Raw genomic sequence first — 18,964 nt, 5'->3', positions numbered from 1 at the left:
GAACCGTCACGGCCGGGGACTTCTGCGTGAGCGACGGCTACCGGACTGCAGACCATACGGGGGCCGCGGCCGAGCAACTATTCAGATAGGAGAACGTCATGGCCACGATTCCGGATCCGCACCTGGCAATGGTGCGGCCAGTGACGCCGCGTACCCCGCAGGGCTGCGAGGAGTGTCTCAAAGAGCATTCCCCATGGGTGCATCTGCGGCTCTGCCTCACCTGCGGACACGTCGGCTGCTGCGACTCCTCACCCCTCAAGCACGCGAGGCGACACGCGGGCAGCGTCGGTCACCCCGTCGTGCAGTCCTTCCAACCGGGAGAAGACTGGCGCTGGTGCTACGTCCACGAGGCTTTGGTCTGATGAGCACCGCCCAGCACAAGAACGGTGCGATCCACGAGACGCCGGACCGGTACGGGGCGTTCCCACGCCTGACACCCGAACAGCTTCAGGACCTGACCGTGCACGGCGAGCGGCGCAGGACCACGGAAGGGGAGGTGTTGTACCGCGAGGGCGAGCCGTTCCGGGAGTTCCTCGCGATCCTCAGCGGGGCCGTCGAGATCCTTCAGGACCATGGCGGGCCCGAAGAGCGCAGGGTGGCGGTACACGGACCCGGCAGGTTCCTGGGTGAACTGGGGATGCTGGAGGGGCAGGCGGCGTTCGACACCGCCGTGGTGCGTGAGGCAGGCGAGATCCTGGCGGTACCGGTGGAGCGCCAACGCACTTTGGTCGGCCGCGACCCCGTACTCGGCGACCTGATCCTCCGCGCCTATCTGGGCCGACGGTATCTGCTCATCGGCCTCGGCGCGGGCTTCCGCATCCTGGGATCGTGCTACTCGCGGGACACGCTGCGGCTGCGTGAGTTCGCTGCCCGCAACCGGCTGCCCCACCGCTGGCTGGATCTGGAAAGGGACAAAGAGGCTGAGTCGCTGCTGCGTCGGTTCTCCATCCGCCCCGAGGAAACTCCCGTGGTCCTCTGGAAGGGCGAGCGGGTGCTGCGCAATCCGAGCAACGCAGAACTCGCCAGGCTCATCGGGCTGCCCACCTCCACGCCGAAGGCCGCCCGGTGCGACGTGATGGTGGTCGGCGCGGGTCCTGCGGGACTCGCCGCCGCCGTGTACGGCGCCTCCGACGGCCTCAGCACGATTTCCGTCGACGCCGTGGCCACGGGAGGCCAGGCAGGCACCTCGTCCCGCATCGAGAACTACCTCGGCTTCCCGTCGGGCATCTCCGGGGGAGAGCTCATCGAACGCGCGGTGCTCCAGGCCCACAAGTTCGGTGCCCGCCTCATGGTGCCGGCCCAGGTCGACAGGCTCGTCCCGCAGGACGACGAGTACGTAGTCGCCTTCACGGACGGGTCCCAGGCCCGGGCGGGAGCCGTGGTGCTCGCCTCAGGTGTCCGGTACCGCAGGCTCGAGGTGCCCGGCATCGACCGCCTGGAAGGGATCAGCGTCTACTACGCGGCGACCGTGCACGAGGCCAGCCTCTGCGAGGCGGACCCGGTCGCCGTGGTCGGCGGGGGCAACTCCGCCGGGCAGGCGGCACTGTTCCTGGCCAACCACGCATCCGGAGTCCACCTCCTCGTCCGTGGCGGCGACCTCAACGCCGACATGTCGCGGTACCTGGTGGACCAGGTGGAACGGCACCCGAAGATCGAGGTACGGCTCCGCACCGAAGTCCGGGGCGTCTCCGGGAAGGAGAAGCTGGAGTCCCTGATCGTGGAGGACAACGCAAATGGTGAGCGCCGCACGCTGCGGGCCGCCGCGCTGTTCGTGTTCATCGGGGCCCGCCCGGGCACGGAATGGCTGAGAGGCGTGCTCGCCCTGGACGAGAAGGGCTTCGTCCTCACCGGGGCGGACGCCCAGGCTGTTGCCGACGAGACCCGGTGGGACCCGCTCGGCCGTGGTCCATTGCTGCTGGAGACCAGCCTCCCCGGGGTCTTCGCCGCCGGCGACGTCAGGAGCGGCTCCGTCAAACGAGTGGCCTCGGCCACCGGCGAAGGCGCCATGGCGATCCGCCTCGTGCACGAGCACCGGGAAATGGCCGGCAACCTGGTCCGCACCGCAGGCCCCGAAGGGCCTCGGCCGGTGACGGGCCGGTGAGCGAACGATGCGGCGGTCCGGGGTCGGTGATCAGCCGGCCGGCGTGGTGTGCCCGAGACGAAGGTGGGCTGCAGGGGGGGGGGGGGCACGGCTACGCGGCCGAATGCCGCCCTGGCGAAGACGCCACCGGGCACGGGGACAGCGTGTCATCACAGCGTCGACTTTGCCTGAGGGCATCCTGTGAGCACTTGCCATCCCGGGGGCAGCAGACGAGAAGGGCCAGTCATGCACGCGTCGTCCCAGAGCCTTACGGTCGTGGCTCTCCTGGCGGATCCGGACGCACCGACCGAGATCGCGAAGCGCATGGCCCGGACCCTTCCTGCACGGCTCGCCGACAGGTCCGGCCAGGGGCGACGGTTCCACATCGAAGTGATCAGTGAGCCCTTCACCTCGGGGACCGAGGACCCGCCCGCCTTGATGCGCCGGATCATAGACCGTGGCAGTGGGGAGAATTGGGACGTCGTCGTCGCCCTCACCGACCTCCCGTTGCACTCGCACGGCCGCAGGCTCGTGGCGAACATGAGCCACGAACACGGCTTGGCCTTGTTGTCACTACCTTCGCTGGGGGGCTTCCGGCTGCAGACGAGGGCCCGCCGGGCGGTGGAAGAAGCCGTGCTCGGCTTAGCGGGCCCGCAGCCCACCCAGCCTGGGGGGCCTCCTCGAAGTCAGCTGCTTCTGGAATCGGCCGACGGCTCTCTCGCACCCATTCATCCGAGCCCGGTCGGCAAGGAGGAGAGCGCTGATCTCCGGTACGTCATCAGCGGGCGGCGAGGTTACCTGCGGGTACTCCTCGGCATGGTCCGCGCCAACCGGCCGTGGCGTTTGGTGCCGGGCCTCTCGAAAGCCCTGGCGGCCGCACTCGCCACGGGAGCCGTGGCCACCGTGAACTCCACCGTGTGGAGCCTGGCCGACTCTCTGAGCGTGCCACGCCTAGTCATCGCCACGGTCGGGTCCGTCGCGCTCATGATCGGCTGGCTGATCGTGGACGCGCAGCTTTGGCATCGCTCAGCACAGAGCTCGCCGGAGGCGAGGCAGAGGGCGAGACTCTACAACGTCTCGACAGTCGTGACCGTGGGTATCGGGGTGCTCGTCTGCTACGTGGGCTTGATGGTCATCAACTTTGTGTGGGCGCTGTTCATCCTCAACGACCAAGTGTTCGCTTCCATGACACGAAACCCGTTGAGCGCAGCGGACTATTGGACGTTGTCATGGTTCGTGGCTTCGACTGCCACGGTGGGCGGCGCGCTGGGATCAGGCTTGGAGAGCGACGACGCAATCCGAGCAGCCGCCTACTCCAAGCGCGAACAGGAACGTCGACACATGCTCCAGGACGAGCACGATGGCTAGCTGTATGAAGATGCACAGGAGCCGATGGCGATGGCGTACGGCGCATCCTGCCCGTCCCCTCGGCGGCGGTGATGAGAGTGAAGTGATGGTGCGTCCGGTGACCGGGCTGACGGAGGGCAGACCGGTTGTCCAGCAGTCCATCGGCTCGTCGGCTTGTGCCGGACCTTCGGCCGGAGGTGTCCGCAGTAGCAGCGCCCTGTCCCAGGACCTGCGGCCGTCACCATGCTTCCGGCCCGTGCGGGAAGCTCTCTCGCACGACGGGCGAACCCGAAGCAGGCCGACGCGGCCCGGCATGGCGTTCCGGCTGGGCTCCCGCCCGTGAGGTGGCCGCAGGCCTTCAGGGAAGTCCTACGGGCCGGGATCAAGATCGAGGAGACGCGGCTGGAGCCCCTGCTCGCGCTGCGCACGGCCGCCGGTGTGGCCATCGTCGTGGGGCCGGCGCTATGGCTGGGCTCTCCTGCATACGCCGCATCCGCAGCCCTCGGCGCTTACTCCGCGGGCGGGGCAACCTTCCAGCGCACCTGGCGCCCACGCAAGGTGATCGCGCTCGGCGCCGGCGCGGGGCTGGCGCTCAGCACCCTGGTGGGCTACCTGGCGGCGGGGCGACTCGTGACGTTCCTCCCACTGCTGGCCCTGTGGACCTTTGTCGCGGGGCTGGCGTGGGCCGTCGGATCCACCGCCGGGATCGTCGCGGCGACGACGGTCGGCAGCATGCTGGTGACCATCACCCTGCCCACGAGCGCCGGACGAGCCCTGGAGCACGCCGGGATCATCGCGCTCGGCGGAGTGGCGCAGGCCGTCCTGATCCTGCTGTTCCCGATCCGCCGATGGGGGGCGCATCGTGACGCGCTCGCCGACGCCCTGGCCGCCGTGGCGCACTACGCCCGCCGGCTCCGGAACGACCCGACCGCCCCGTTCGACCCGGAGCCATTGATGACAGCCCGGGACGCGGCCGCCGTGACGCCCTCACAGGCACGCACCCGCCCCACCGTCCTGCACGGCCCCCGGGGACTCGCCGAGCGCATTCTGCCGGCCATCGCCGCGCTCGCCGACCCGGACGTCGGCGCCCCGGCGGAGGGGCCAGGGAGAGACCGCGCGCGGGAACTGCTCGACGCGGCCGCCGACGTGTTGGATGCGGCCGCCCGATCGATCCGCCGCGGCACTCCCGTCGAGGTACCGCCCAAGACTGTGGACGTCCTGCGCGTCGACGAGGAGCACGAGGTGCTCGACGGGCCCGCGCGGCAGGCCGCCGAGAGGCTCGCGGGTCTGCTCGGCGAGGCGCTGGAGATCGCTGAGAGCGGCAACGCGCGCGGAAGGACGCTCACGCCGCACGGCCCCGAGGGCGCCCCTTTCCTGGTGCGCCCGACCATGTTCCGGCTGGTCCCGGTCATTGTGCGGGCGGCCCGCCGTGAGCTCCGCCGCGACTCGCCCGTGGTCCGGCACGCCGTTCGCCTGGCGGCGGTAGCCACACTCGGCTATCTGATCGCCGCCCGGCTACCCCTGGGTCACGGCTACTGGGCGCCCATCACCTCGGTGATGGTGATGCGTCCGGACTTCCACCGGACGTACGCGCGTGCGGTCGCCCGTCTCGCCGGGACCCTGGTGGGGGTCGCGCTCGCCACGGGGATGGTGCGGGCCCTGGGCCCGGACGCCTATCTGTTCGGTGCCCTGGCGGTAGTCTCGGCGGGCCTGTCGTACACCCTGATCCGTACCGGCTACGCCTACTCCCAGTGCTTCACTGCCGCGTACGTCGTCTTCCTGCTCGGCATGGGCGGCCAGGCATGGGAACAGACGGTCCCGGAGCGGATGGTGCTCACCCTGCTGGGCGGGGCCCTGGCAATGCTGGCCTACGCGGTGTTCCCGGCATGGGAGACGCCTCGGCTGCCGGGCCGGCTTGCGGACTGGCTCGCCGCCAACGGCCGCTACGCGGCCGCAGTGCTCCGCAGCTACGCCGAACCGACCAGGGAGCGCCGTGCCGACATGCGCAGGGCACAACTGGCGAGCAGGAAGGCGCGTGCCGCCTGGCAGGAGGCATACGACCAGGCGAAGCAGGAACCGGTCCGGCCCAGGGGCCTGACATCGCGTGAGGCGAAAGAGGCACAGGAGGCGCTCGAAGGGTTCGACAGGGCGGCGACGCTCATGGAGAACCACATCCCGCAAGCAGACAGTCCCTTCGCCCCCGAGGCGGAGGGACTCGCCAAGGCCCTGGAAACGGACACGGCGCAGGCGGCAGCCGACATGCGCGAGCACAGGAATCCGGACTGGGGACGAGTGGAGGAGGTCCTCCAGGCGTGGGAGGGTGCCGGTGCCCGGAGCCCGGCGCTACGGCGCGAGGCGGAACTGCAGAAGCGTGCCCTGGAGGACCTTGCGACAGCCGTGAGCCGCACCCCTCTGGAACGCGACGTCGGCTCCGCGCGCGAGGAGCAGCGGGTGCGGGCGGCCGAGGTGGCTGACGGCGATGGCTCAGGACCCGCGCACCGAGGTGGGTGACTTATCAGGGTTTCCTTGCTGCCTCGCCCGTGATCACCCTCGGTTACTATGCTCACTTCATGCCGGAGGCTGGAAGCAAGGGGCGCACTGCCATCGACGGACTGATCGGGGAGCGAGGAGATCGGGAGGCCGGCCGAGACTCCCAAGATTCTCCCCGGGCCCGTTGACGGGTGAATCCCACTGTTGCACCCCTCCAGGGCTTACCACGGATTGCAAGGTTGAATAGATGGGTGGCCTGGAACAGTGCTGACAGAAGTAACCGCGACCCGCTATGTCACGCCCCTGCGTGAAGGCGGTTCGCTCCCCGGGATCGTCGAGGCGGACGATCTCGGGACGTACGTCATGAAGTTCACCGGGGCCGGACAGGGCCGCAAGACCCTGGTCGCGGAGGTCATCTGCGGAGAGCTCGGCAGGCGGCTGGGGCTGCGGGTGCCGGAGCTGGTGACCATCCAGCTCGACCCCGTCATCGGTCTCGCCGAGCCGGACCAGGAGGTGCAGGAGCTCCTCAAGGCCAGCGCCGGTCTGAACCTCGGGATGGACTTTCTGCCCGGCTCGCTCGGATTCGACCCGCTCGCGTACGAAGTGGGCGCGGCGGAGGCCGGGAAGGTCGTCTGGTTCGACGCGCTGATCAACAACGTGGACCGGTCGTGGCGGAACCCCAACATGCTGGTCTGGCACGGGGAGCCGTGGCTGATCGACCACGGGGCGACCATGATCTGGCACCACAACTGGCCGGGCGCGCAGGCCTCCGCGGCCAAGCCGTACAACGCCTCCGACCATGTCCTCGCACCGTTCGGTCCGGACATCGCGGCCGCGGCCGCGGAGCTCGCCCCGCTGGTCACGGAGGAACTCCTCACCGAGGTCACGGCCGACGTGCCGGACGAGTGGCTGGCGGGTGAACCCGGCTTCGAGACCACGGACCAGCTGCGCCGGGCGTACGTGGAGCCGCTGCTGGCACGTGCCGGAAGCATTCATGAGCGCATCCTCATGGAGGGGCCCACGAAGACCCGGCCCAGCCAGGCCCCCGGATGGCTCACCGAACACCTGACCCCCTGGCCGCATCCCACCAAGAAGGACCGGGACGCGCAGGCGGGCACCGCGAACAGCAAGGACGGCGACCGATGAGCGAGCGCGATGTCTTCGAGTACGCGGTCCTGCGCGTCGTGCCGCGCGTGGAGCGCGGTGAGTGCTTCAACGCGGGCGTGCTGGTGTACTGCCGGGCCAAGTCGTTCGTCGCCGCGCGGACGCACCTGGACGAGCGCAAGCTCAAGGCGCTGGACCCGCGTGCCGACGTACTCGGTGTACGGGCCGCGCTGCGGGCGGTCGAAGGGGTGTGCGGCGGCGGCGAGGCCGCGGGCCAGGCGGCCGGTGACGATCCGGGGCGACGCTTCCGCTGGCTGATCGCACCCCGCTCCACGGTCGTCCAGCCGGGCGTCGTGCACAGCGGTCTGACCACGGACCCGGCCGCCGAGGTCGAGCGGCTGCTCGATCTGCTGGTGCGCTGATTGCGGGGGCGGTGCCGCCGTCCGGGAGTCACCGGGCGGCGGCACCGTCCGGTGTGACATGCGCCCGGGCCCCCGTGTGCCGTTGACACCGGGTGCCGGGGCTTCTAGCGTCTCGTCTGCTGAAGGTACTAAGCGGTTGCTCAGTTATCGGGAACTTCCTGACGTCCGCTGAGCCGCGATCCAAGGGCGAGGAGAACCAAGCATGTCCACCACCGAGCAGCGCGTCGCCATCGTGACGGGAGCGGCACGGGGCATCGGCGCCGCCACCGCCGTACGCCTGGCGGCCGAGGGCCGCGCCGTCGCCGTACTCGACCTCGACGAGGCGGCGTGCAAGGACACGGTCGAGAAGATCACCGCCGCCGGGGGCAAGGCCCTCGCCGTCGGCTGCGATGTTTCGGACAGCGCGCAGGTGGAAGCCGCCGTCGCGCGTGTCGCCGCCGAGCTGGGCGCCCCGACGATCCTCGTCAACAACGCGGGCGTGCTCCGCGACAACCTGCTCTTCAAGATGAGCGAGTCCGACTGGGACCTCGTGATGAACGTCCACCTCAAGGGTGCGTTCCTGATGGCCAAGGCCGTCCAGTCGCACATGGTGGAGGCCAAGTTCGGCCGCATCGTCTCGCTCTCCTCCTCCTCGGCGCTGGGCAACCGGGGCCAGGCCAACTACTCCGCGGTCAAGGCCGGCCTCCAGGGCTTCACCAAGACGCTCGCCAAGGAGCTCGGCAAGTTCGGCGTGACCGCCAACGCCGTCGCCCCCGGATTCATCGTCACCGAGATGACCGCCCAGACGGCCGCGCGGGTCGGCATGGGCTTCGAGGAGTTCCAGGCCGCCGCCGCGACGCAGATCCCGGTGCAGCGCGTGGGACGCCCCGAGGACATCGCCAACGCGATCGCCTTCTTCACCGGCGACGACGCGGGCTTCGTGTCCGGCCAGGTCATGTACGTCGCCGGCGGACCGCTCAACTGACCCCGGAAGGGCAACGGACACCATGACTGTGCAGGACAGTGGCAAGGTCGCGCTCATCACGGGCGCGAGCCGGGGCATCGGCTACGGCATCGCGGAGGCTTTCGTCGCCCGGGGCGACCGGGTCGTCATCACGGGCCGTGGCGAGGACGCCCTGAAGGAGGCCGTGGAGAAGCTCGGCGCCGACCGGGCGGTCGGCATCGCGGGCAAGGCGCACGACGAGGCGCACCAGGCCGCGGCCGTCGAGCGTGCCATGGAGGCCTTCGGCCGGGTCGACTACCTGGTCAACAACGCCGGTACGAACCCGGTCTTCGGGCCGATGGCCGAGCTCGATCTCAACGTGGCCCGCAAGGTCTACGAGACCAATGTGATCTCGGCGCTCGGATTCGCCCAGCAGACCTGGAAGGCGTGGCAGCGGGAGAACGGCGGGGCGATCGTCAACATCGCGTCGGTCGCCGGTGTCTCCGCGTCCCCGTTCATCGGCGCCTACGGCATGAGCAAGGCCGCGATGGTCAACCTGACCCTCCAGCTGGCGCACGAGTTCGCGCCGGTCGTGCGGGTCAACGCGATCGCCCCCGCCGTGGTGAAGACCAAGTTCGCGGAGGCGCTGTACGAGGGCCGTGAGGCCGAGGCCGCGGCGGCCTACCCGCTGGGCCGGCTCGGTGTTCCGCAGGACATCGGCGGGGCGGCGGCGTTCCTCACGTCCGAGCAGTCCGCCTGGGTCACGGGGCAGACTCTCGTGGTCGACGGCGGTATTTTCCTGAATGCGGGCGTGGCCTGAGACAGGCCTGCGCCGGTTTGGCCCTGATTGACTCAAGTGCCCCACCGGGCCAGCGGATTGTGCCGGTGGGGCGCTGCGGTATGGTCTGCCGACCCCAAGGCTGATCGAGGAGCGTGCACGTGTTCTACCGGGCCAGTCTGCAGGCCGCTGCAGCCCTTGCTTCCCTTTCTGTGCTGGCCGGCTGCGGTCTGCTGTCCGACAGCAGTTCGGAAACGGACCAGCAGATATCGGTCGGAACGACGAGCTCGCCCTCGACCCTTGATCCCGCGGCGGCGTGGGACGGCTCCTGGGAGCTGATGAGGAACGTCTTCCAGACCCTGGTGAGCTTCCCGACCGGCAGCACCAGCCCCGAGCCGGACGCGGCGAAGGAGTGCCGGTTCACCGACGCCACGAGCATGGCCTACCGGTGCACCCTGCGTTCGGACCTGAAATTCTCCAACGGCGAGAAGATCGACGCCGAGGCCGTGAAGTACTCCATCGACCGGATCACCAAGATCAAGGTCAAGGGCGGCCCGGCCGGCCTCCTCGGGTCCCTCGACCGGGTCGAGACCAAGGGGGACGACACGGTCATCTTCCACCTCAGCAGGGCGGACGCGACCTTCCCGTTCATCCTGGCCACACCGGCCATGTCGATCGTCGCCCCCGGTGACTACCCCGAGGACAGCATCCGCGACGACGGCAAGGTCACGGGTTCGGGGCCGTACGTCATGGATTCGTACGAACCGGGCAAGAAGGCCGAGCTGACCAAGAACCCCAGTTACAAGGGGTTCGCCGACCGGAAGAACGACGCGGTCACGATCCGCTACTTCACCGACTCCACCCCCATGGTGAAGGCGTTGAAGGACAAGGAGATCGACGCCACCTACCGAGGCCTCACCGCCGAGGAGGTCATCGGTCTCGAGGACAACAAGAAGGACAACGACGGCCTGCAGATCGTGGAGTCGGTCGGCGCCGACATCCGCTTCCTCGTCTTCAACCCCAAGGACCCGGCTTCGGGGAAGCTCCCCGTCCGGAGGGCCATCGCCCAGATCGTGGACCGGGACGCCCTCGTCGCCAAGGTCTACCGGGGCACCGCGGAACCGCTCTACTCCATGGTTCCGAAGGGCATCGCGGGTCACGCCACCAGCTTCTTCGACTCCTTCGGCGACCCGGACGTCGCCAAGGCCAGGGCGATACTCTCCCAGGCCGGTATCACCGAGCCGGTCGAGATGACCTTCTGGTACACCACGGACCGCTACGGTTCCTCCACCGCTCCCGAGTTCGCCGAGCTGAAGCGCCAGCTGGAGGCGTCCGGCCTGTTCCGGATCACGCTGAAGAGCGCGCCGTGGAAGTCCTTCCAGGAAGGCTTCACCAAGGGTGACTACCCGGTCTTCGGCCGTGGCTGGTTCCCCGACTTCCCCGACCCGGACAACTTCGTGGCCCCCTTCGTCGGCGAGGACAGCGTCACCGGAACCCCGTACCTGACGAACGAGATCACCCAGGACCTGCTGCCCTCCTCCCGCAAGGAGAGCGACCGAGGTGCGGTCTCCGACCAGTTCAAGCGGGCACAGGAGATCCTCGTGAAGGATGTGCGGCTGCTGCCCCTGTGGCAGGGCAAGCTCTACGTGGCCGCGGGGGAGGACATCGGCGGAGGCGAGCGCGCGCTCGACCCGCAGACGGTCATGCAGATGTGGGAGCTGTACCGCAAGGCCAGCTGGTAGGAGGACGACGGCGGGCTCGGCGGGCCGGTTGTCAGTGGTCCCCGGTAGGTTCTGTGGTCAAGAACCGATTGCTTACCGGAGGTTGTGGACGTGACCGACACCGACCTGCTGCCCGAGTCCTGGCGCGGCGTCCTCGGCGAAGAGCTGCAGAAGCCCTACTTCAAGGAGCTCATGGACTTCGTCGAGGAGGAGCGGGCCAGGGGGCCGGTGTATCCGCCGCGCGAACAGGTCTTCGCCGCGCTGGAGGCCACGCCGTACGACCGGGTGAAGGTGCTCATCCTCGGCCAGGACCCCTACCACGGCGAGGGGCAGGGACACGGCCTCTGCTTCTCGGTCCGGCCGGGCGTGAAGACGCCCCCCTCGCTGCGCAACATCTACAAGGAGCTGAACGACGAGCTCGGGCTGCCGGTCCCGGACAACGGATATCTGATGCCGTGGGCCGAGCAGGGCGTCCTGCTGCTCAACGCGGTGCTGACGGTCCGCGGCGGCGAGGCGAATTCGCACAAGGCCAAGGGCTGGGAGAAGGTCACCGACGCGGTGATCCGCGCCGTGGCCGAGCGGCCGGACCCGGCCGTCTTCGTCCTCTGGGGCAACTACGCCCAGAAGAAGATCCCGCTGATCGACCAGGACCGCCATGTGGTGGTCAAGGGCGCGCACCCCTCGCCGCTCTCCGCCAAGAAGTGGTTCGGCTCCCGACCCTTCACGCAGATCAACGAGGCGGTGGCCGCGCAGGGCCACGAGCCCGTCGACTGGCGGATCCCGGACCTGGGCCTCGGGACGACCCGGCCGACCGCCGGGGCACGCGCCTGAGCGTGATTGCCCGTGGCTGCCGCTAGCGTCTGAGCCACCGGAACAGGCCGGGTGGTGATCAGGGGGGACCTCTGTAGTGGAGCAGTGGGAAGTGCCGGGGGACGCCGTCATGACCAGGATCGGCCAGGCGATCATGCTGCTCCACGCGGGGGACAGGGAGGAGGCCCGCAACCGGTTCGGGATCCTCTGGTCGGAGATCGGTGAGCGCGGTGCCGCCCTGCACCGATGCACCCTCGCCCACTACATGGCCGACACCCAGGACGATCCCGGGGACGAGCTCGCCTGGGACCTCCGGGCGCTGACAGCCGCGGAAGGCCTGACCGGGGCGGAGGTCACGGCCCCGGACGCGGGCCCCGGCACGGACCCGGAGCCGGGCGGTGAGCGCCGGGAGGTGACCGCCGTGCGGGCCCTCGTCCCCTCCCTGCACCTCAATCTGGCGGCGGACTATCTGAAGCTCCAGCGCTTCGAGTCCGCCCGGGTCCATCTGGACCGTGCCTGGGACGCCGTAGGGGTGCTGGAGGACGACGGATACGGCGGAGGGATCCGCGCCGCCATCGGGCGGATGGAGCAGCGCATGCGGGGGAGCGCGGCGGGGGAGTGACGCGGGCCGGCTCGCCGCGGGGGCTCCGTCCCGGGGGGTCAGGCGCCGGTCGCGCCGTCGATCCGTTCCCGCAGGAGGTTGGCGTGGCCGTTGTGCCGGGCGTACTCCTCGATCATGTGCGTGTAGATCCAGCGGAGGTTGAAGGGCGTGCCCTGCCTGCCGACGCCGACGGACAGGTCGTCGAGACCGACCCCGGCGGCGTTGGCCCGGGCCGCTTCGATCTCCCCCAGCCAGGTGGACCTGGCTTCGTCCCAGGTGTCCGTATCGGTGACGTGGAACTCCCCGTCCGGGTCCTCGTCGGTCCCGTAGATCGGCGGCAGCTTCTCGCCGGCCAGCACCTCGCGGAACCAGCCGCGTTCGTTCTCGGCCAGGTGCCGCACGAGACCGAGCAGGCTGAATTCCGACGGGGGCACGGACGCCTCCCGCAGCTGGGCGTCGGTCAGCCCCTCGCACTTCATGGCCAGAGTCGCGCGGTGGTGGTCCAGCCACCCCTCCAGCATCTGTCGCCCGGCCGCGTCGAGCGCCGGCACGGACCGTTCCTCTGTCGTCATGCGGGAACCCTCGCGCAGTGACGACCGGCGGCGCCATCGCTCAACCGGCGGCCCCGGTGCCGAGCATCCCCCGCAGCAGTTCGGCGCAGCCCCTGCGCAGCTCCTCCTCGGCCGGCACGGCCCGGTGGTAGGAGCCCACGGCGCAGGCGAACATCATCCCCTCCGCCCAGGCCACGACGGACAGCGCGTGGCGCTCCGGTTCGGACGATCCCGCCGCGGTCATCAGAGCCACCAGCGGTTCGCGGAACCGCCGGCCCGCCTCGTCGTAGAAGACCCGGAGGCCGGGGCGGCGGGTGGCCTCCAAGGCGAGTTCGTAGCGGCAGACCAGGAGGTCGGTGGAGCCGGTGAGATACCGGTGCAGCGCGTGTGCGAGCCCCGCGGCGGCGCCGGCCGGATCGCTGCTGGTGAGCAGCTCCCCCGGCGCGAGCACCCGTGCCTCCAGCTCGGCGAGGCGGCGGACGGCGGCTTCCAGCAGGGCCTGCCTGGTGCGGGCGTGGTTGGACGTCGACCCCTGGGGGAGCCCGGCCCGCTCGTCCACCGCCCGATGGGTGAGACCTCTCATCCCGCGCTCGGCGAGAAGGGTGAGAGCGGTGTCGGCGATCAGTTCGGCGCGGGAGAGCGCGGACGGCCGGGCGTCGGCGGCCGCCGGGGGCGTGGAGCGTGTGGGCATGGAACCAATCTACCGCCTTCACTACACCTGTAGTACGGTGGAGCTCACCTACTACAGATGTAGTTCCGAGGAGGAGTCAGTCATGACGACGTCCCGTGCGGTGGTCATCGGCAGCGGAATCGGCGGACTCACCGCCGCGGCGGCGCTGCACCGGAGCGGGTGGCAGGTCACCGTGTTCGAACGTGCCGCCTCACTGGAACCCGTCGGCGCGGGCATCAGCCTCGCCCCCAACTCCCAGCGCGCTCTCGACGTCATCGGACTCGGTGACGAGGTCAGGTCCCTCGCGGCCTGGCAGGGGGACGGCGGCATGCGCACACCGTCCGGACGCTGGCTCGCCCGCACGGACAGCGCCGCCGCGGCGGAACGGTTCGGCGGGCCGCTCGTCCTGCTGCACCGCTCGGCGCTCGTCGATCTGCTGCGTGCACGGCTCCCCGAGGACGCCGTGCGCACCGGGACACCGGCGCGACTCGTGGATCCGGGCCGCGCGGGCGGAAGCCCGGCCCTCGTCAGGACGGCCGCCGGTGACATCGAGGCCGAACTGGTGGTCGGTGCCGACGGCATCGGCTCGGCCGTGCGCACCGAGCTGTTCCCCGGCCACCCCGGCCCCTCGTACAGCGGCTTCACCACCTGGCGCGTCCTCGCCCCCGGGCTGGGCCGTACCTTCAGCTCGCACGAGACCTGGGGCCGCGGCGCGCTCTGGGGCAGCCACCCCCTGAAGGACGGCGGGATCTACGCCTACGCCGCGGCGGCGGTCCCCGCCGGGGCCCGGGCCGCCGACGACGAGAAGGCCGAGCTGCTGCGCCGGTACGGCGACTGGCACGACCCGATCCCCGCGATCATCGACGCCGTCGAGCCCGACCAGGTCCTGCGCCACGACGTGTACCAGCTGGCCGATCCGCTGCCCTCCTTCCACCGGGGCCGCACCGTGCTCGTCGGTGACTCGGCGCACGCCATGGTCCCCTTCCTCGGTCAGGGCGGTAACCAGGCCATCGAGGACGCCGTCGTGCTCGCCCACCACGTCACACCCGACGGTGACCTGGGAGCGGGTGTGGCCGCCTACAGCGCGGCCAGGCATCCCCGTACGACCGCCATGGTCCGCAAGGCGGCGCAGGTCTCCCGGATGACAGGGCTGTCCAGTGCGCCGGCCGTGGCCCTGCGGAACGGGCTGATGTCCGCCGTCTCCCGGCTGGGCCCGGGTCTCGTCCTGCGCACGTTCGACGGGATCTGCGACTGGCAGCCGCCGCAGCGCACGTATGCTGCCGGGACCAGGGAAGGACAGACGACGCGACCGTGACAAGACCCTGGTCAAGGCGACAGGGAGAACCTCGTGAAGGTCGGCTGCATCGGGCTCGGCGACATCGCGCAGAAGGCGTATCTGCCGGTACTGACGACCCTGCCCGGCGTCGAACTGCATCTGCAGACCCGCACCCCGGCCACGCTGGCGGCTGTCGCCGGGGCCCACCGGATCCCCGAGCGGCAGTGCCACGAGGACCTCGGCTCGCTGCTCGACCGGGGGATGGACGCCGCCTTCGTGCACGCGCCGACCGCCGCTCACGCGGAGATCGTGGGACGGCTGCTCGAAGCGGGCGTCCCCACCTACGTCGACAAGCCCCTCTCCTACGAACTCGCGGAGTCCGAGCGGCTGGTGTCCCTCGCCGAGGAACGCCGTGTCTCTCTCGCGGTCGGGTTCAACCGCAGGCTCGCCCCGTCGTACGCGCAGTGCGCCGAGCACCCGCGGGAGCTGATCCTCCTGCAGAAGAACCGGGTGGGCCTGCCCGAGGACCCGCGCAGCATGGTGCTGGACGACTTCATCCATGTCGTCGACACCCTGCGCTTCCTGGTCCCCGGCCCCGTGTCGAACGTCGTCGTGCGGGCGCGGATCGCAGAAGGGCTCATGCACCACGTGGTGCTCCAGCTGTCCGGCGACGGATTCACGGCCATCGGCATGATGAACCGGCTCAACGGGTCGACGGAGGAGATCCTGGAGGTCTCGGGGCAGGACACGAAGCGGCAGGTCCTCAACCTCGCCGACGTCGTGGACCACAAGGGTCAGCCGACCCTTCGGCGGCGCGGGGACTGGGTGCCGGTCGCCCGCCAGCGCGGAATCGAACAGAGCGTGCTGTCCTTCCTGGACGCGGTGCGGTCCGGCGAGGTGCTCAGCGCCCGGGACGCCCTGGAGACCCACCGGCTGTGCGAGCGGGTGGTCCTGGACGCGTCGGAGCAGGCGACCTGAGGGACCGCAGCCCCGCCGCTCCGAAGAAGACGGCCAGCACCGCCAGCGCGCCGTACACGGGCCAGGCCCCCAGCCGGACGTAGAGGGTGGTGCCCCGGGCGAGCGGTACGTCGTAGACGGCGGCCCCGCTCGCGTCCGTGCCCAGCGGTACCCCCACCCGCTCGCCCCGGGGGCCGTACGCCGCGCTCACGCCCGTCAGCGTGGCGTGCACCATCGGGCGGCCCGTCTCCGCCGCCCGCAGCGCCCCCAGCGAGGCGTGCTGCTCGGGGGCCCAGCTCTGCTGGAACGTCGAGGTGGAGGACTGGGCGACGATCAGCTGGGCGCCGTCCTTCGTCAGCTGCCGGCTCATGTCGGGGAACGCCGACTCGAAGCACACCAGGGGACCCACCCGCAGCCCGTCCGGCAGCTCCATCACCACGGGCTCGCTTCCCCGCAGCCGGTCCTCACCCGCGGCCTTGCCGACCGAGGTCGCCCAGCCGAGGAGCGCGCGGGCCGGGACGTACTCACCGAACGGCACCAGGCGCATCTTGTCGTAGCGGTCCCCGGTCGGGCCGTCCGGACCCACCAGCACCGCCGACTTGAAGATTCCGGCGCGGTCGGGGCCGTCCGTGCGCCGGGCGTCCATGTTGACCAGCACATCGGCCCCGACCAGACGGGACAGTGCGGCGACACGGTCCGCCGTCGCCTTGCTCCGGGACAGATCGACGGCCACGCTGCTCTCGCCCCACACCACCAGGTCCACGTCCCGGCCCGCGAGGCCCCGGGTCAGTTCCTCGCCATGCGCGAAGCGGCGTTCGATGCTGCCGGGACCCTCGACGACACCCGGTTGCACGACGGCGATCCGGGCCGTGCCGGTCTCCTCGGGACGCGGCGCCCAGAGCACCGTCGCCCCCACGCCCAGCGCCCCCGCCACCAGACACGCGGCCCCGGCCGTACGGGCCGCCGGCGCGGCCGCCAGCAGCACGACGGCCGTGTTCACGGCCACGAGCCCCAGACTCACCAGCCACACACCCCCCACCGAGGCGACGCGCAGCGCCGGCGGTACGTCCCACTGGCTGGCGCCCAGCAGTCCCCAGGGGCCGCCGAGCCCCTCCCAGGAGCGGACCAGTTCGATCATCAGCCATCCGGAGGGCACCACGGCCACCGCGGCCACCGAACGCCGGACGGAGGGCGAGCCCCCCAGCAGCCGGGCCACGAGCACGCCCCAGGGAGCCCAGAGCAGTCCCAGCAAGGCGGCGAGCAGCAGAATGAAGACATGGAGGCTCGGCATCAGCCAGTGGTGCGCGGCGAGCATGAAGCCCGTACCGCCGAGCCAGCCGTCGACCGCCGCACGGCGGTCCGTGGCCGCCGAGCGGATCAGCAGCAGCCAGGGCACCAGGGCGACGTAGGCGAGCCACCAGAGCGATGGCGCGGGAAACGCCAGGGCGGGCAGGGCGCCCGCGCACAGGGCCACGGCGCCGCGCCCGGTCCTGGTCCGCAGCAGCCGCTCGTACGGCCGTGCGCCTTCGTCACCGGGCGGTTCGTCGCGAAGCCGCCCGCGCAGCATCGGCATACATGCCCTCCTCGCCGGTCGTGCGCCTGATCCCAGTGTGGTGCAGAAGATCAGCAGCGCACAGGGGGCGTGCCGCGGCCACCGGCCGGGCGCCCCCTCCTGCCGCGGTTCAGCCGGCCGCCGCCCCCGGCGCGTACCGCCACTTCCGGTGCGCAGTGACGGTGCGGATCCGCCAGCCCGGTTCCGTACGCACCAGTTCGAAGACATACCCGCCGCCGGTGACCAGGGCCGGAGCCGCCTCCCCGTCCCAGGCCCCCGGGCCCGCCGGGCTGAGGTAGTCGGCCCGCACCTGCGCCCGGTCACCGGGGTAGCCGCCCAGATCCTGGAGATCGAGGCGCCTGTTGACGATCAGGTGCTGGCGGGCGGGGTAAGCCCGCAGGTTCTCCGCCAGCCACCCCGCGGCCTCGGCGGCCCGCCCTTCGGCACCGCCCGCACCGCGGTAGTCGGCGCGTCCGTCCGGCGTGAACAGAGCGCCGTAGTCCTGCCAGACGCCGTCGCCCCACGCCACGGCGTAATCGGTGATCACTGCATCGATGGAGAGCCGGTCCATCACCGTCGCGAGAGCCACGCGCTGTGTCATCGCCCAAGTCTCGGCCGTCGCACGCCGCAAGCCAAGGGGCCGGGCAGGGCCTCCCGGCCCCGTCCGGGGGGCAGGTGTCGCCCAGTCCGGGGGCAGGTGTCACGTGGGGACGACGGCGACCGGGCCGAGGGCGTGCGTCACCGTCGTCTGAGCGACGGGGGAGAGGCCCAGCCCGAGGGCCTCGCCGCCCCTGCGCCGCCCGACCACGGTCAGCGCGGCGGTGGCCGATGCCGTGACCAGGGTGCGGGACGCCGACCCCCGGACCGGTTCGCGCACGACCTCCACCTGCGGGTACCTCTCGCGCCGGCCCGCCGTGAGTTCGCCGAGCACCCGCTCGGCCGACTCCGCCGCCGCGTCGCTGTCGAACACCGGGCCGCCGGACAGCATCGAGGAGAACATCGTCCACCCGTGCACCAGCCGCAACCGTGCACCCGGCCTGGAGGAGGCGGCCGCGTAGGCGAAATCGAGGACCGCGCCGCTGCTCTCGTCGGCGGCGACCCCCGCGACCACGTCCGGGAAGGCGTCCGACGACTCCATCTCGCCCTCGTCCGTCCTGCCGGTGTGGGCGACGACGACCGGACAGTGCGCCATCGAGGCGGTGGCCAGGCTGTTGGATCCGATCATCAGCGAGCGGAATCCGCCGAGACCGCGCGAACCGACGACCACCAGCGAGGCGTCACGGCTGAGCGAGGTGAGCGCCGCGGAAGGAAAGTCCAGCGGCGCCAGCGTCGAGGTGGGCAGCTCGGGGGCGAGCCGGGAGGTCCGCAGCACGGCCTGCGCGAGCAGCTCCTCGGCCTCCCGCAGCCCTCTCTCCTCCTCCGCACGCCTGGTGGGCGGCCTGACGTGCACGATCAGCAGCGGCAGACCGGTGCGCACCGCCTCGGCGGCGGCCCAGTCGAGCGCCTCCCAGCTGGGGGCGGAACCGTCCACGGCGGCGATCACGGGAAGGTCGTCGGCGCTCATACAAGCCTCCACCGGGTCGGAGAGCTTCCGGGCCGGGGCGGGACAGCCCGGAACCGTGATTATGACCCGGCTGCGCACCGGGGGCCCGCCGGGCCCTCACCGGCGTGCGCGTGCCACTG

At 71.0% G+C, this 18,964-nt stretch carries 18 protein-coding genes; 13 read left to right on the top strand and 5 right to left on the bottom strand.

Annotated features, from left to right (window positions below; translation table 11 throughout):
• Nucleotides 1-98 precede the first annotated feature (98 nt).
• The 11 genes from OG379_RS06255 to OG379_RS06205 all read left to right on the top strand — a co-directional run bounded on the left by OG379_RS06255 (nucleotide 99) and on the right by OG379_RS06205 (nucleotide 12,296).
• Nucleotides 99-362, top strand: a complete 264-nt coding sequence (locus tag OG379_RS06255; RefSeq protein WP_393765509.1) for a UBP-type zinc finger domain-containing protein — start codon at nucleotides 99-101, stop codon at nucleotides 360-362.
• The gene (locus OG379_RS06250) at nucleotides 362-2,101 is read left to right on the top strand and encodes an FAD-dependent oxidoreductase (protein WP_405660180.1); all 1,740 of its coding nucleotides are present in this window, start codon (nucleotides 362-364) and stop codon (nucleotides 2,099-2,101) included. The genes OG379_RS06255 and OG379_RS06250 overlap by 1 nt, the downstream gene beginning before the upstream one ends.
• Before the next feature lie 225 nt (nucleotides 2,102-2,326).
• Nucleotides 2,327-3,448, top strand: coding sequence for a hypothetical protein (locus OG379_RS06245; protein WP_405660177.1), 1,122 nt, complete (start codon nucleotides 2,327-2,329; stop codon nucleotides 3,446-3,448).
• Nucleotides 3,449-3,766: 318 nt separating this feature from the next.
• Complete coding sequence (locus tag OG379_RS06240) at nucleotides 3,767-5,938, top strand: FUSC family protein (RefSeq protein WP_405660174.1); 2,172 nt, start codon at nucleotides 3,767-3,769, stop codon at nucleotides 5,936-5,938.
• Between the two features lie 243 nt (nucleotides 5,939-6,181).
• A complete protein-coding gene (locus tag OG379_RS06235; RefSeq protein ID WP_405660171.1) occupies nucleotides 6,182-7,063 on the top strand; it encodes a HipA family kinase in 882 nt (293 codons plus the stop codon).
• Entirely contained in the window at nucleotides 7,060-7,443 is a 384-nt protein-coding gene (locus OG379_RS06230) for a DUF3037 domain-containing protein (RefSeq protein WP_393765499.1), read from the top strand. Before OG379_RS06235 ends, OG379_RS06230 begins: the two co-directional genes overlap by 4 nt.
• Nucleotides 7,444-7,645: 202 nt before the next feature.
• Nucleotides 7,646-8,407, top strand: coding sequence for a 3-oxoacyl-ACP reductase FabG (gene fabG, locus OG379_RS06225; protein WP_037831334.1), 762 nt, complete (start codon nucleotides 7,646-7,648; stop codon nucleotides 8,405-8,407).
• Between the two features lie 22 nt (nucleotides 8,408-8,429).
• The gene (locus tag OG379_RS06220; RefSeq protein ID WP_405660167.1) at nucleotides 8,430-9,185 is read left to right on the top strand and encodes an SDR family oxidoreductase; all 756 of its coding nucleotides are present in this window, start codon (nucleotides 8,430-8,432) and stop codon (nucleotides 9,183-9,185) included.
• A gap of 119 nt (nucleotides 9,186-9,304) precedes the next feature.
• A complete protein-coding gene (locus OG379_RS06215) occupies nucleotides 9,305-10,885 on the top strand; it encodes an ABC transporter substrate-binding protein (protein ID WP_393765665.1) in 1,581 nt (526 codons plus the stop codon).
• Nucleotides 10,886-10,975: 90 nt separating this feature from the next.
• Nucleotides 10,976-11,695, top strand: a complete 720-nt coding sequence (locus OG379_RS06210) for a uracil-DNA glycosylase (protein WP_405660163.1) — start codon at nucleotides 10,976-10,978, stop codon at nucleotides 11,693-11,695.
• A gap of 109 nt (nucleotides 11,696-11,804) precedes the next feature.
• Complete coding sequence (locus tag OG379_RS06205; RefSeq protein ID WP_405660160.1) at nucleotides 11,805-12,296, top strand: hypothetical protein; 492 nt, start codon at nucleotides 11,805-11,807, stop codon at nucleotides 12,294-12,296.
• 38 nt (nucleotides 12,297-12,334) lie between these two features.
• Here OG379_RS06205 and OG379_RS06200 read toward each other — a convergent pair whose 3' ends face one another.
• On the bottom strand, nucleotides 12,335-12,847 hold the full coding sequence (locus OG379_RS06200; protein ID WP_405660157.1) for a DinB family protein: 513 nt from the start codon (nucleotides 12,845-12,847) through the stop codon (nucleotides 12,335-12,337).
• Between the two features lie 40 nt (nucleotides 12,848-12,887).
• Complete coding sequence (locus tag OG379_RS06195; RefSeq protein WP_405660154.1) at nucleotides 12,888-13,517, bottom strand: TetR/AcrR family transcriptional regulator; 630 nt, start codon at nucleotides 13,515-13,517, stop codon at nucleotides 12,888-12,890.
• 82 nt (nucleotides 13,518-13,599) lie between these two features.
• On the opposite strand from OG379_RS06195, the gene OG379_RS06190 reads away from it, so the two are divergent.
• Both OG379_RS06190 and OG379_RS06185 read left to right on the top strand, forming a co-directional pair.
• Nucleotides 13,600-14,811 carry an FAD-dependent monooxygenase gene (locus tag OG379_RS06190; protein WP_405660151.1) on the top strand — a complete coding sequence of 404 codons (1,212 nt, stop codon included), beginning with the start codon at nucleotides 13,600-13,602 and terminating at the stop codon, nucleotides 14,809-14,811.
• 33 nt (nucleotides 14,812-14,844) lie between these two features.
• Nucleotides 14,845-15,750, top strand: a complete 906-nt coding sequence (locus OG379_RS06185) for a Gfo/Idh/MocA family protein (protein WP_405660148.1) — start codon at nucleotides 14,845-14,847, stop codon at nucleotides 15,748-15,750.
• Here OG379_RS06185 and lnt read toward each other — a convergent pair.
• The 3 genes from lnt to OG379_RS06170 all read right to left on the bottom strand — a co-directional run bounded on the left by lnt (nucleotide 15,674) and on the right by OG379_RS06170 (nucleotide 18,845).
• Nucleotides 15,674-17,302, bottom strand: coding sequence for an apolipoprotein N-acyltransferase (gene lnt / locus OG379_RS06180; protein WP_405660145.1), 1,629 nt, complete (start codon nucleotides 17,300-17,302; stop codon nucleotides 15,674-15,676). The genes OG379_RS06185 and lnt overlap by 77 nt on opposite strands.
• Nucleotides 17,303-17,411: 109 nt before the next feature.
• Nucleotides 17,412-17,882, bottom strand: a complete 471-nt coding sequence (locus OG379_RS06175; protein ID WP_405660142.1) for a nuclear transport factor 2 family protein — start codon at nucleotides 17,880-17,882, stop codon at nucleotides 17,412-17,414.
• A 99-nt stretch (nucleotides 17,883-17,981) separates the two neighbouring features.
• The gene (locus tag OG379_RS06170) at nucleotides 17,982-18,845 is read right to left on the bottom strand and encodes a universal stress protein (RefSeq protein WP_393765481.1); all 864 of its coding nucleotides are present in this window, start codon (nucleotides 18,843-18,845) and stop codon (nucleotides 17,982-17,984) included.
• Nucleotides 18,846-18,964 lie beyond the last annotated feature (119 nt).

The sequence above is a fragment of the Streptomyces sp. NBC_01166 genome (genome assembly GCF_045039765.1).
In the GTDB taxonomy this organism is placed as follows: domain Bacteria; phylum Actinomycetota; class Actinomycetes; order Streptomycetales; family Streptomycetaceae; genus Streptomyces.
This window is presented reverse-complemented; position numbering and strand designations above follow the sequence as displayed.